Source organism: Mycoplasma aquilae ATCC BAA-1896 (genome assembly GCF_048074525.1).
In the GTDB taxonomy this organism is placed as follows: domain Bacteria; phylum Bacillota_I; class Bacilli_A; order Mycoplasmatales; family Metamycoplasmataceae; genus Mycoplasmopsis; species Mycoplasmopsis aquilae.
The window spans coordinates 665,830-680,090 of sequence record NZ_CP182208.1; the positions used below are offsets into that span (position 1 = coordinate 665,830).

A 14,261-nucleotide genomic window follows, 5' to 3' on the forward strand; every position below is an offset into this window, starting at 1 on the left:
ACATTTTTAGAAAAAAATTTTTTGTCTATTTTTAAGCTATAAGTGCTTCAAATCTGCAAAAATGCAGTTTTTTCTTGGATATAATCATTTCAATTATACTCTTTTTTAGATACTATATAGATTTTTGTGTAAATTCATAAATTATTAAAAATGGCAAAAGAAAAGATAAGTTACCCTATAATTTTTATAACGTCGAAAGGAATAACTTATCTATGAATAATTTTAAACTATTAAACTCAGAACAATTGCAAAAATTTTATAAAGAAACAACCGATATCAATCACCTTATGTCTTTATTACTGAATCAATATAAATCAGATATCCAAGAAATAATTAATGAATTATTAAAAGATGGTCTAACTGAATTTCTTCAATATGAAAAATACGAAAGAAGTGACAATGCTAATTATAGAAATGGCTATTACACTAGAAAATTACTATTAGAAATTGGTGAAATTGAAATTCAAATACCACGCGATAGAAATGGTGACTTTGAAAATAAACTTATTAAAAAACATCAAAGAACACAAAAGCAAGTAACAGAAATGATTCAAATTCTTTTCAAAAAGGTTTAGATTACAGCGAAATTATTGATATTGTAAACGAAATGTTTGGAAAGGAATTTTCTAAACAATCAATAACAAATATCACCAATAACTTAATTCATAATATTGAAGAGTTTAGACAAAGAAGGTTGAAAAAAGAGTACAAAGTCATATACCTAGATGCAACACATTTGAGTGTTAAAAGAGATGGTTCATATCAGAAAGAAGCTGTACATATAGCCCTAGGAATAAGCGCTGAAGGTTATAAAGAAATACTCGCATTTGAGATTTATCCAAATGAAAGTGCAAATAATTATGGAGATATTTTAGAAGATATTAAAAATCGCGGTGTTGAAAAAGTAGACATATTTATAACTGATGGACTAGCAGGGATTAAGGATGTAATTCACAGACATTTTCCAGAAGCATATTATCAAAGATGTTGAGTACACATACAACGTAATATACATTCAAAAGTTAAAAGAGCGCATATCACAGAAATAACCCAGGATATTAAATTAATTTATAATCAAACCGATGAAGATATGGCTATTAAGAAGTTCAATGAATTTCTAAATAAATGAAAAAATATCTACCCATCAATTGTTAGAAATCTACTATCTATAGGAGATGATTTATTTTCATTTTACGCATTTCCATATGAAATCAGAAAATCCCTTTATACAACAAATTTAATTGAAGCATTCAACTCATATATCAAAAAGCAATTAAAGGTAAAAACAATTCTCTACTGTTAATTCAGCAGAGAAAATATTAATAACGATTATAGATTCATATAATGCGAAAAATTCTAGTCGCAGGCATATGGGATTTAAGAATATTTAATATTCTTGTATAATTTTTAAATAAAAGTTATACAAGTTACTTATCTTTTCAGAATTTACACAAAATTATTGACAGTATCCTTTTTTATTTTTTATAGTATTTTGACAAAAAATAAAAAAATCCCATTTTTTTAGGCCTAAATGGGACTTTATGCTATTTAAGTAATATATTAATTAATTATTTTTCTTCTTTAATTTGTAAATAAACATCAGCGAGTTGATTTGTTTCCACATTTGAAGGAGCCTGAGTCATTAAATCTTCATTTTTTGAGTTTTTAGGGAATGCAATAACGTCTCTAATTGTTTTATGATTACTTAAAATCATAACAAGACGATCAATTCCAAGTCCAATTCCGCAGTGTGGTGGTACACCATATTCAAATGCTTTGAGGAAGAAACCAAATTTGTTTTGTTGGTCTTGTTTACTTAAACCAATCATTTCAAACATTTTTTCTTGCATTTTTTCATCATAAATTCTAGCTGAACCTGAACCTAGTTCAAATCCATTAAGCACTAGGTCATAACTACGAGCTCTAATTTGTTCTTTAGGTAAAGTATCTAATTCTTCAAGCGTGTTATCAAATTGTGTAAAAGGATGATGAGCTGCTGCTCAAGAGTTATTTTCTTCATCATATTCAAACATTGGCCAGTCAACAATTCACTTAAAGTTATATTCATCTTTAGCTCATCCATATCATGAATTTAGTTCAACTCTAAGTGCCCCAAGAGCTTGTGATGCATTTTCGTATTTATCTGCACAAATTAAGTAAGTACCATTTTGATTATTTTGAGACTTGATTAAAGTTTCAATTTCACTAGCTGGTACTTTAGAAGCAAAATTGCTTTCTGCAACTTGGAAATTTTCAACAGTAAAGTAGAATAAAGCTTTAACTTTATTTTTCTTAGCAATTTCTTCAAGTTTCTTAAAGTCTTTTTTGCTAATAATTTCATCAATTTTTAATAAACGAATGCTACTTGCGCTTTTAATAATGTTAAAGTCACTTGCTTGACAAAATTCAGGAATTGAAACAAGTTCATTACCATATCTAAAATCAGGTTTATCTGTTCCGTATTTGTCAATACATTCATCATATTTTACACGTTCAAAAGGAATTTGAATTTCTACATTCATAACTTTTTTCATAAAGTATTTAAATAGCCCTTCAATATAACTTTGGAATGATTCAACATCCATGAAACTTACTTCAATATCAAGCTGAGTGAATTCAGGTTGGCGATCTTTTCTTGAATCTTCATCTCTAAAGCATCTAGCAATTTGATAGTATTTTTCAAGAGATGCAATCATTAATAACTGTTTGAATAATTGTGGACTTTGAGGTAAGGCATAAAATGCATTCGCTTTATTTCTGGTAGGCACTAAGAAGTCACGTGCGCCTTCTGGAGTTGCCTTAGATAAAATAGGTGTTTCAACTTCAGTAAAAGCTTCAGATTGTAAATATTCTCTAATAGCAAAAATAATATCATTTCTTAACTTTAAAGTATTTTGCATTACTGGTCTTCTTAAGTCTAAGAATTTGTATTCAAGTCTTAATTCTTCTTTAACATCAATATCATCTCTAATTTGGAATGGTAATTGTTCTTTTGAAGTAGAAAGTACATTGTATGAATCAACTACTACTTCAATTTCTCCTGTAGGCAAGTCAGGATTTTTATCCTTTCTTTCTACTACAGTACCATTAACTTCAAGTACTGATTCTTTTGTAAAAGTAATTGGTGTATTAAATACTAATTGAGTCACACCAAATTTATCTCTAAGATCAACAAAACTAATTTCACCAAATTTTCTTTTGTTTGCTACTCATCCATATAAAGTAACTTGTTTACCTGCATCTGCAAGTCTTAATTGATTATTATTAATTGTCTTTTTCATTTTTCCCCATCAATTCTTCTGCAACATATTCTTCGATTTCATCAATTTCGATTTCTAAATCATCTTCTACATTTTCAATCAAGAAAGTGAATAAATCAGCAATACCATGTAAATTCTTACCAAATGAGATTTTATCTTTTGTCGCTAATGATTTAATATTCAATAAATCATTGCCAAGCATTTTATCTTCATAAATAATAAATTGTGCTGTGTGCTTATTAGCTTTGTCAATAATTTTTTTTGCTTTAATTAATTCAAGTTCAACTTCTACTGTAAAAAAGTTTCTTAAATGATTATTTGCTAATCAAAAAGCATAATCTATATTCTTGCTATCTTCACTCATTGCAATATAAATATCAACATGTCTTGTTTCTGTTTCTATATGAGTAACTTCATTAAAATCTTCTTTAATTAAGTCTATTAAACGATCAACACCAAATCCAAAACCAACACTTGAAAGGTCAGGTCCACCTAATTCTTTAATTAAGTTAGAATATCTTCCTCCACCAATTAAAGTAGATTGTGCTCCTGCATTTTTATCTTTTGATACAAATTCAAAAACAACTTCATCATAATAATCTAACCCTCTTACTAATTCATTCGAAATTGTAAATTCAATTCCATTAGTAGCTAAAGTAATTAGCACATTTTCAAAATATTGTTTTGATTCAGGTGATAAGTAGTCTTGAATTAAAGGAATATTTCTCATGAAATCCTTTTTACTATCTTCTTTATCATCTAGAATCCGAAGCACTTTCTTGTTAGCTAAACGTTCTTGTGAAATTGGACTTAATTGTTCTTGATATTGAATTAAATAATCATAAAGTGCTGCTTCATAATTAGCACGTGAAACACTATCTCCAATTGAGTTAATTTTTAATTCATATTCCAAGTTAAATAAGTCAAGTAAATCGTTAGCTGTTAAAATAACTTCAGCATCTCTTAGATAGTTTTTGCTTCCAACATATTCAACACCAGCTTGATAAAATTGTCTATATCTTCCTTTTTGTGGCTGTTCATATCTAAACATTGGACCAAAATATGCAAAACGATCAAAATCATCTGCATATCATTTATTTTCTACAAATGCCCGTACAAAAGAAGCTGTTCCTTCAGGACGAAGGCAAATATCTCTATCTCCCTTGTCTTTAAATTCATACATTTCTTTTTTAGCTATTTCACTTTCACCTACTGATCTTTTAAATAAAGCACTTTGTTCCATAATAGGTGTTTCAATCATTTTGAATTCGTGTTTTGTAACCACGTTTTCAAATGATGTTAAAACAAAGTCTTTTAACATTGCTTCTGTCACCGAGAAGTCTTTAGTTCCTTTGATTTTATTTATCATTTTTACCTCTTTTTTGCTTTTGTAATTATATCTTATTTCTTTTTTGACTTATTTAGTTTATTAACTAAATAAGTAAGCTTTTTGATAATTTTCTTTTGGATGTAAATTGTGTATCACTTTTCGATAAAATGGTTGATTTTATATAGGTTAATATTGGTTTCAAACTTAAATTCTACTTGATTAGTTGACTTCTTAAATGAGACATAAATATTATTTTTATTATGCTTGGTTTTTAGGCGTAAATTAAATAAATATTGGTATTTATTACTATCATAATTAATTGCTCTAAGTTTTTCAATTTTATATTTGCCTAGCACATCTGGATTAGCTATTAAATAATCAAATAGCACTTGCATTTCAGCAGCATTTTTCTTTACACTATAAGTATTTAGTGAAGTAAAATGGCTAGCTTCTGTCATCTTTTTATACTTAAAGGTAAATAAATTATTATTTTCCTTATAGTTCAATAACATGAAACAAAAATTAAATAAGAATTCTAAATTATCATAATTTAAATTCATTTCCAAGCTATTTGAAAAGCCTTGGCCATAGGCAAATAAGACATTATTTGCATTAGATAATTCATTTTCAAACTTATATTGGATTTTATAGTTTTCTAGATTTGAAATAATAAAGTCAGCTGCATTCATAGGAATAAAAATTTGTTCATTTTCCAGCAGCCCTTTTTGTTTTCAATATAAGTATTGACTATTAATGTATAAGAAAGCAATTTCATCATCATTTAAAGTTACATAGCCTTCTTTTGTCCGAGTAATAAGCTTTAAGTCATTATGTTTATTTAAAATAATAATTAAATCAGCTTTATAATTAGCAGTTCTTAGTCATCTTCAAAAAACAATTGGCGAAGGTGAAAGCAAGTCTTTATTTAGCATTGGATTCAGTTTAGAATACTTAATATTTACTTGATTAAAGAAGCGTTCTAAAATATAAGAAGCACTATCATCTTCAACCATTAAGTAAACTGACAGTGAAGCATAATAATCAAGTTTATTCTCTCTATTTACATATCTAGCTAAAACTTTTTTAATATTACTATCAATAACTTTATTGATATTGAGTGTAATTAATTCATGATTATTTGGAAAAATAAAATGTTTCTTTCATTGATAAAGTTGCGTAATTAATTCTTCTTGTTCATCTAATGAAATTAAACCTTTACCTGAATAAATTTGTAGGTAATATTTATTATTACATGGATTAAAGTTAAGATAAAAGGCATAATCAATATCTAGTGAATTAATTGCAGCTTGAAAAACAAATTGATTTATTTGTGATACATTAAAACCATAAACAAAATGCTTTTTATCCTTTAAATAACTAGTTAAATATTGACCTAAATTAGCTGGAAAGATACTTTCATCACTAGTAGCAAATAAAATTCTAGCTTTCTTACGAAATAGACCAGATTTATTATGAGTGGCATCAAAAATATCAGCTAAATTTAACAATGTATAGATATTTAAGTTTCCAAAACCATATTGATCTAGGCTATTAAACTCAATTCCATACACTGTAGAATTTGGACGAGTATAAAATGAGTTATTAGGAAACAAGTTGTCAATTTCACGAACAAAATGTTCAAAGCTAAAATCAATTAAATTATTGTTTTGATATAAGTTATATCAACTTGCTAGTTTATGTTCATTTTTTTGTTGCATATTTTTCCTTTGATTAATTAGTTTAATTTTATCAAATTAAAAAAATGCCTTTCAGCATATTAATGTAAAATATAAGATATTTTAACTAAATTTTTTTCAAGGAGATAATATGTCATTAAAAGCCGGAATTGTCGGATTGCCAAATGTTGGTAAAAGTACATTATTTAGTGCCATCACTAAAAAGCAAGTTGAAGCATCAAACTATGCCTTCACAACCATTGAGCCCAATATTTCTTCAGTCCCATTAATTGATCCTCGTTTAGTCGAAATTGCCAAAATCGTTAACCCAGATAAAATCGTTTGAGCAACTTTTGACTTCGTTGATATTGCTGGGCTTGTACAAGGAGCTTCTAAGGGTGAAGGACTTGGTAATAAATTTTTAGCCAACATCCGTGAAGTGGATGCTATTATTCACGTTGTAAGATGTTTTGAAGATAAAAACATTATGCACGTAGCTAATTCAGTTGATCCAGTTAGGGATAAAGATGTCATTAATTTCGAACTAATGCTAGCAGATTTAGAAACTATTAATAATGTTATTAACCGCGTAACTAAAAAAGCTAAATCAGGTGATAAAGATGGAATTATTGAATTTAATGCAGCAAGCAAAATAAAACAAGCATTAGAAAACAATATCCCAGCTCGTGATGTTGAATTAGATGAAAATGAAGTCAAATTTATTAAAGGCTACCATTTATTAACATTTAAACCTATTATTTATGTAGCTAACTTAAGTAATGACCAATTTGCAAATTATAATAATGATAAAAACTTTGCTGCGTTACAAGCGTCATTAAAGCCAGGTGAAAAATTACTTCCTATTTGTGTTCAACTGGAATCTGAACTAATTATGGTTGAAGATTTAAATGAAAAAATGGAATTACTTGCGATGTATGGGATTGAAGTTAGTGGACTTGATGTTTTAACCAGAGAAGCTTTTGATTTACTTAATTTAGAAACTTATTTTACAGCCGGAAAAGTTGAAGCCAGAGCTTGGGTATATCACAAAGGTTGACTTGCTCCACAATGTGCAGGTGTTATTCACAGTGATTTTGAAAAGAAATTTATTAAGGCTGATGTGATTTCATATGAAGATTTTATTGCTTATGGGGGTGAAGTTGGTGCCAAAAATGCTGGTAAATTACGCTCTGAAGGTAAAAACTATGTAATGAAAGATGGTGATATTTGTCACTTTAAATTCGGGAAATAAAATTTCACCTCTTAATAAATCATTTTAAAAAAGCATAAATTTTAAAATTAAGGATATTGATAAAAATGAAGAAATTACTTATTACTTTTGGTTCTATTACAACTTTATTTTCAACTTTTAGCGCAATTGCTTGCAAGCAAGCTGAAGAAAGTGCGAATACAAATCCTAGCAAAAGTATTGACGAGATTAATAACAAAATTGAATTAAAAGAAGGACTAGGTCAAACTTTTGATAACATTATGGCCAAATATAATAATGATTTGTTTGACAAAATTAAGTTAAATGAGCAAGTTACTCAAGATGATTTTGAATTCTTGAAAAAACAGCTCGAAATATTTAACAAACTAATGCAAAGCAGCTTACTTAATGATCGAGAAAAAGATATCAATTTCCCTGTATCTGTTTCATATTTAAATTTTAGTAACGATATGACTAATGAGGAACTCGGGGAGATGAATGAAACTAATCCTGATGCAGAATATTTTTCGCCAAAAGACATAATAGTAAATGAATGAGTTGAAGAAATCCTAGCAAATAAGAGAACTTCTGTTACTAGATTTCAATGAGCTATAATTGGCGATTTTGTTGGTGAAGTTATAGCAGATATTGGAATTGATGAAGGACTCGAAAATTCGATTTCTTAGTTTGAAATGTAATTTTATTGAATTTATTTAAATAAGAAGTTAGCCTTGAGCTAATTTTTTAATTTCAAATTTAATATAAGATAGGATTATGAAAATTCAATTTAAAGTCTTAATGCATTTTGTATCAATCACTTTAGTTTTGATGTCTTTAACAGCCAGCATTTAGCTGCAAAAATAACAGTTATGATCAAAAACTAGATGATGAGTAAGCTTTAATGTTCTAGTCACAACAAATGAATCAAAATATAAAGTGTTTATAGACGATATTGTTGTTTTAGGTAATAATCCTTATCCATCTATTTTTTAAGGAGAAATACTTCTCAATATCTAATTTCCAATGCGTATTCAATGCTTAGGCAATTAGAAATCGCAAATGAGCAAAAAATAGTTATTTTAAGTAACGGAAATGCCAACCATATAAATTTATTCGTGATAACTATTTTCCATGAGTTGATAAACAATCTACTGGTTGTTCTCAAGAACAACTCCTAGGATTTTGAAATTGAACTCATGAAACACTAAGATTGCAAATAGACTATCACTATTTTTATACACTAAAGGATAAATTTAAAATTTATAATTCATAAGTGATTATGCAAATATTTTAATAAGCTATTTGAGAAAAACAACAAAGAATGAACGCAATCAGAAATTAGTGATTACCCTTTAAGTTTTAGTATCTTGACTTAACCCGAATTTCTAAACGCTTTGAATAAATAATGCACAAAAAATATAATCAGTAGCTATAAAAAATTTGATAACATATAAATGTAAAGAGATTTCATTCATATCTTTATAGGAATTAGTCAATGGCTAATTCTTTTTATTTAATATTTATGCGTCTTTATGAACCTTTTTCTCCAAAGATAATGAAAATTTGGTATTATTTATAAGAAGTTTAATGGAGGTTTAGTATAATGGCAATATAGTGGTCTCCAAAACCGATGATAAGGGTTCGATTCCTTTAACCTCCGCCATATCAATCAAATTAGCTAGTAGCTAATTTTTTTGTTAAATTTAGTAAAATATTTATTATATATAAACAAATATACAAGGAGAATAAATATGACAACAGGCGCAATTATCGGCATTGTATTTGGTTCAATTTTTGGATTAATATTTTTAATTATTTTAATTATTGCTTTAGTTAAGTCAATTGTAATTGTTCAAGAAACAAACTTTGTTATTGTTCAAAGACTCGGAAAATACCACAGAACTTTAGGAAAAGGACTTCACTTTATTATTCCATTCCTAGATCGTAAGGCTTTAGTAGAAAATTTTAAAGAAAAAGTTATGGATTTTCCTGCTCAAAGTGTTATTACAAAGGATAACGCTACAATCAAAGTAGATACAGTTATTTACCTTAAAATAGTAGATGCTGAACTATTTGCTTATGGTGCTGAAAGACCTTGATTAGCTATTGAAAATTTAACAGCTACAACTTTACGTAATTTAATTGGTGAAATTGAATTAGACGAATCACTTACATCTAGAGAAATTATTAATGCTAAACTTACAAAAATATTGGATGCAGCTAGTGATCCATGAGGAATTAAAGTAAATCGGATTGAAATCCAAAATATTATTCCTCCTCGTGAAGTGCAAGAAGCTATGATTAGACAAATGCAAGCTGAAAGAGATAAACGTGCCAACATTCTTGAAGCTGAAGGAATTAGACAAAGTTTAATTCTTAAAGCACAAGGTGAAAAAGAAAGCACAATTCTAAATGCTGAAGCTGAAAGACAACAAAAGATTTTACAAGCTGAAGCCGAAAAACAAAAACGTATTCTAGAAGCTCAAGGGGAAAAAGAAGCAATCGAATTAATTAATTCAGCCGGAATTAATGAAGCCTTCTTAAAACTTAAATCAATTCAAGAATGAAGCGAAATTGCCAATGGGCAAGCTACAAAAATCATTTTACCACCAAATCTAGCTGATATCGCTAGTGTAGTGGCAGCAGGTGCTGAAATCTTAAAAAAGGACAAAAAATAAGATATTTTTAAGTATCAGTTCGCTGATACTTTTTTATCTAAAAATTATAATTAAGACGCAAGGATAATTATGTTTTCAAATCGCAATAGTAACTTTACTTATTTATGTTTTAGTCAAGGACTGCTGTTAAATAAACAAGATCTTTTAGCCTTGCTACAAGAGTTAAAAGTATCTTATGGTCTGACATTATTTAATGAATCAGATAAAAGAAAATTAAATCATGTTATTTAGTAGGTATTAAGACTTTGTTTAAGAAATATTTTGTTCCAGATACAATTTCACTGCAATCTGCACTACTTGATAATATTTTAGCTGCAATTGATAAACTCAAAGATATATTGGATTTTGATATAATTATTCTAAATCACACTTATATGTTGATCAAGTAAAATTGATTCGCTTTAAGTTTATGGCTAAAATGATTGATTGCAAGCATCATCAATTATCCATTTATGATTTAAAAAACAAGAAAGAAATACAAATAAAACAAAAATAAAGGATGTTTATGAAATTAAAATTTACACTTATTCCATTACTTTCAGCAAGTGCAATTTTGCCTTTAGTTGCAGCTCAATGCACACAACAAAAAGAAGAAACTGAACTGAAAAATCCAACACAACAGCCCTCAACAAATCCCCAAAGTTCAACTAACGGGAATGGAAATCAAACTACTCCAGGGACAGTTAATGGTGATAACACTGGAACAAATAACAACACTGAAAAAGAAAAGCCTAATACAGAAACAAATACTAACTTACTTGCTACAGTAACAGCCAACTTAAAAAAAGTTGCTAATGTATCAACCCCAACGGTTACTATAGTTCAAGCTTTAAGAGATAACTTAAAACAAATGGAAGAAGTTGCAAAAGCTAAATTCCCTAATGAAGATGATTACCCATACTTTATTACAGAGTTCTTAGAACTTGCTCAAAATTTCACAACTAACTATACCGATAAAGAATTGGATGATTCAATTTCTAGATATCCAATACATGGATCTCATGGAAGCGCAATTACTAAGCAAAAATTAGTGGATAAAATTTTAAAATATGTAAGCTTAGTAACTTCTAATGAAGGCGAAACTGAGTAATACCTCTTGTAGGTATTTTTTATTTGCAATAAAAAATATCCCTATGGCATAGGGATATAAGTATTATTGGTTATTTGAATCTTGATCAACGTATTTAGCAGCATCTTTTAATTGCACGCTAAAGAAGTTTGTAACTCCACGAGTTTGCATTGTTGCTGCAAATAATGAGTCAACTCTAGACATTGTTCCAGTTCTGTGAGTGATAACAATGAATTGAGTTTGATTTTTAAGTTCTTGTAAGTATTCAGCGTATCTAATAACATTTGCTTCATCAAGAGCAGCTTCAACTTCATCAAGAATACATAAAGGAAGTGGTCTTGCTCTTAAGATAGCAAATAGTAATGAAATTGCAATTAAGGCTTTTTCACCACCTGAAAATAGTCTTAAATTCTTAATACTTTTTCCAGGAGGTTGAGCAAAGATAGAAATTCCTGATTCTAAGACATTATTAGGATCAATGAATCTTACTTCAGCGCTACCACCTCCAAACATTGATTTAAATACTGCATTGAATTCATTGTTAACATCATTTACTACACTAGTTAATCTTGTAACAATAATTTTATCAAGTTCAGAAATAGCTTCCATTAAGATGTTTCTAGTTGAAACTAATTCATCTCTGTCAGCTACATATCTGTCATAACGTTCTTCAACGCTTTCAAGTTGTTCAATAGCTTCTAAGTTAACTGCACCAAGTTCAGAGATTTGTTCTCTTAATTCAGCAACTAGTTCTCTAGCTTTATCAACCGGAATTTCTAGCTTGTAGTTAGCTTCAGCATATTCAACTGTATATGAATATTGGCTTGCTAGTCTTTCACGGTAATTCTTCAAGTTGAGTTCAGAATTCTTGTAAATTGTAATTTTGTTAGTGAAAGTATTATTTAACTCATTTAAAGTAGTTTGAGTTTGATCTAAAGCTTCACTTAAGTGTAATAATTCAGCATCAAGAGTTTCAAGGAATTGGTTCTTGATTGTTAAATCATTCTTTACAATTGTATATTCTTTATATAAATCGTTTCTTTCTCCAATCAGAACTGATGGAGCTACTTCATCACGATTTACTTCAATAAGGTCTGTTTTTGACTTGAATTCATCAAGTTCTCTTTCCATTTGACCTATTAATAAGTTTTCTTGTCTTGCTTCAAAGGTATATTCATTTAAAGCTGTATTAACACGCGTTATTTCAGCATTGTGTTTTTCAATTAAAGTTTCATTATTAGCAATAATATTATTTAATGAGGGAAGTAATTGTTGTAATTGAGCAATTCTTTCATCAAGTCCAATGATGTTATCGCTTTCTTGAGCAGTTCCCCCAACAATAACACCTCCAACACGAATAATATCACCATCAAGAGTAACAACCATATATTTACGTTCTAAGATATTTGAAATTTGGTTAGCACTTTCAATATCTTGCACAATTACAACGTTACCTAGTAAGAATTTAGCTAATACTTCATATTGAGGATCGTATTCTACTAAATCAGAGGCAACTCCAATGTAACCTGCATGGTTAGATGCAACTAATAAATAGTCATCACGTACGAATTTTTCTTTAATAGATGTTAAAGGAATAAAGGTTGCTCTACCACCATTATTTTTCTTAAGGAATTCAACTGCTTTAACAGCTGTATTAGGCATATCAACAACAATGTGTTGTGAAGCACTTGCTAAAATTGCTTCAATTGCAGCTGTGTAATCAGGTTGAACTTTGATTAAGTCTCTAACTAACCCTTTGTATCCTCTAAAGTTTGAGGCATTATCTACAATAGTTCTAGTTCCTTTAAATAGGTTGGTTTTTTTGTTTTTGGTTTCCAGTAAGATTTGTAAATTAGTATTTACTTGAGTATGTTTTGTTTTAGCGTTGTTTAAATCTACTTGTAAAGTATTTACTTTACTTGAAAGTTCTCTAACTTTATTTTGATGTTCTTGAACTTTTTCGTTTAAGTTTTTAGCACTCTCTCTGTGGTATTTTAGATTTTGTTCGAGTTCAATAATTTTAAGTGCATAAGCTTTTGCAGTTTCTTCATTTCCAACTGATAATTCACCACTAGCAATTAACTCCATACGAGCATTTTGCTTAGTGATTGTAATTTCAATGTTTTCAAGTCTGCTTTTAATTCCACTTTGCTTTCCAGTTAAAGAAGCAATTTCTTTACTTAATTCATTCTTTTCAATTCTCTTTTCACCAATTTGACGTTGGTATTTAGCAATTTGACTTAAGTATGATTCTCTAGTTTCTTCAACTCCAGCTAATTCTTTCGATAAAGTTTCATAAATTTTTTCATTAGATCTAATTTCATGAGCTAAATAAGCTACTTCCACTTTCTTTAGTTCACGACTTTTATCTCTATAAATTAAAGCTTTTTCTGCTTGCTTTCTTAATGGAACTAATTGTTTTTCTAATTCATTAATAGTTGGTTCAATTTTTCCAATAGAAGCATCTGCACTTTGAAGTAATCTTAAAGATTCTGTTTTCTTAAATTTGAATTTAGAAACTCCGGCAGCTTCTTCAAAGATTGCTCTACGTTCTTCATCTGAAGATTCAGCAATATCTGAAACTGTCCCTTGAGAAATAATAGCTAATGAGCTTTTTCCAATCCCAGTTTCCATTGCGATAGATTTAATATCCTTGAAACGACAAGGCTTACCATTTAAGTAGTAATTATTAATCCCTTTCCCACGGAAAAGTTCACGAGTGATAACAACAGTATCATCATCAATTGAGTTATCTGAATCTTTGTTGTCAAAGGTTAAAGTTACCCGAGCAAAGTCCATTGGTTTAGCAGTCTTAGATCCAGCAAAGATTAAATCTTGCATTGAATCTCCACGCATTTCTTTAGAACTTTGTTCTCCTAATACTCATTTGATAGCATCATTTATGTTACTTTTTCCTGAACCATTAGGTCCAATAATTCCAGCAACACCACCATCAAAGCGTAAAACTACTGGTTCAGCAAATGATTTAAAACCATGAGCTTCGATTTTGATTAATTTCATATCGACTTCCTTTATAT

At 28.8% G+C, this 14,261-nt stretch carries 10 protein-coding genes, 1 tRNA gene and 1 pseudogene; 8 read left to right on the forward strand and 4 right to left on the reverse strand.

Translation table 4 applies throughout. The annotated features are described in order from the left end of the window. The first annotated feature begins 287 nt into the window (after positions 1-287). Positions 288-1,303, forward strand: a pseudogene (locus ACM0IS_RS02740) (IS256 family transposase). Positions 1,304-1,568: 265 nt separating this feature from the next. Here the strand turns inward: ACM0IS_RS02740 and aspS are convergent. Genes aspS through ACM0IS_RS02755 form a run of 3 tightly spaced genes read right to left on the reverse strand, consistent with a single transcriptional unit; the run spans position 1,569 to position 6,308 of the window. After that, a complete protein-coding gene (aspS, locus tag ACM0IS_RS02745) occupies positions 1,569-3,281 on the reverse strand; it encodes an aspartate--tRNA ligase (protein ID WP_416755963.1) in 1,713 nt (570 codons plus the stop codon). Continuing rightward, positions 3,265-4,629 (reverse strand): histidine--tRNA ligase, encoded by a 1,365-nt coding sequence (gene hisS, locus ACM0IS_RS02750; protein ID WP_416755964.1) that lies wholly within the window; start codon positions 4,627-4,629, stop codon positions 3,265-3,267. Before hisS ends, aspS begins: the two co-directional genes overlap by 17 nt. A gap of 32 nt (positions 4,630-4,661) precedes the next feature. Further along, positions 4,662-6,308: an MAG5620 family putative phospho-sugar mutase gene (locus tag ACM0IS_RS02755; RefSeq protein ID WP_416755965.1), complete on the reverse strand. Its 1,647-nt coding sequence runs from the start codon at positions 6,306-6,308 to the stop codon at positions 4,662-4,664. A gap of 109 nt (positions 6,309-6,417) precedes the next feature. On the opposite strand from ACM0IS_RS02755, the gene ychF reads away from it, so the two are divergent. The 7 genes from ychF to ACM0IS_RS02790 all read left to right on the forward strand — a co-directional run bounded on the left by ychF (position 6,418) and on the right by ACM0IS_RS02790 (position 11,244). After that, a complete protein-coding gene (gene ychF / locus ACM0IS_RS02760) occupies positions 6,418-7,518 on the forward strand; it encodes a redox-regulated ATPase YchF (RefSeq protein ID WP_416755966.1) in 1,101 nt (366 codons plus the stop codon). A 65-nt stretch (positions 7,519-7,583) separates the two neighbouring features. Further along, positions 7,584-8,162 (forward strand): hypothetical protein, encoded by a 579-nt coding sequence (locus ACM0IS_RS02765; protein WP_416755968.1) that lies wholly within the window; start codon positions 7,584-7,586, stop codon positions 8,160-8,162. Positions 8,163-9,065: 903 nt separating this feature from the next. Beyond that, positions 9,066-9,139, forward strand: a tRNA-Trp gene (locus ACM0IS_RS02770). A gap of 88 nt (positions 9,140-9,227) precedes the next feature. Further along, on the forward strand, positions 9,228-10,154 hold the full coding sequence (locus ACM0IS_RS02775) for an SPFH domain-containing protein (RefSeq protein ID WP_416755970.1): 927 nt from the start codon (positions 9,228-9,230) through the stop codon (positions 10,152-10,154). Between the two features lie 69 nt (positions 10,155-10,223). Beyond that, positions 10,224-10,385, forward strand: coding sequence for a hypothetical protein (locus ACM0IS_RS02780; RefSeq protein ID WP_416755971.1), 162 nt, complete (start codon positions 10,224-10,226; stop codon positions 10,383-10,385). Positions 10,386-10,399: 14 nt separating this feature from the next. Further along, positions 10,400-10,543, forward strand: coding sequence for a hypothetical protein (locus tag ACM0IS_RS02785; RefSeq protein ID WP_416755972.1), 144 nt, complete (start codon positions 10,400-10,402; stop codon positions 10,541-10,543). A 116-nt stretch (positions 10,544-10,659) separates the two neighbouring features. Continuing rightward, positions 10,660-11,244: a hypothetical protein gene (locus tag ACM0IS_RS02790; RefSeq protein WP_416755973.1), complete on the forward strand. Its 585-nt coding sequence runs from the start codon at positions 10,660-10,662 to the stop codon at positions 11,242-11,244. Positions 11,245-11,307: 63 nt separating this feature from the next. Here the strand turns inward: ACM0IS_RS02790 and ACM0IS_RS02795 are convergent, their stop codons facing one another. Continuing rightward, positions 11,308-14,244: an AAA family ATPase gene (locus ACM0IS_RS02795; RefSeq protein ID WP_416755974.1), complete on the reverse strand. Its 2,937-nt coding sequence runs from the start codon at positions 14,242-14,244 to the stop codon at positions 11,308-11,310. Positions 14,245-14,261: the final 17 nt, after the last annotated feature.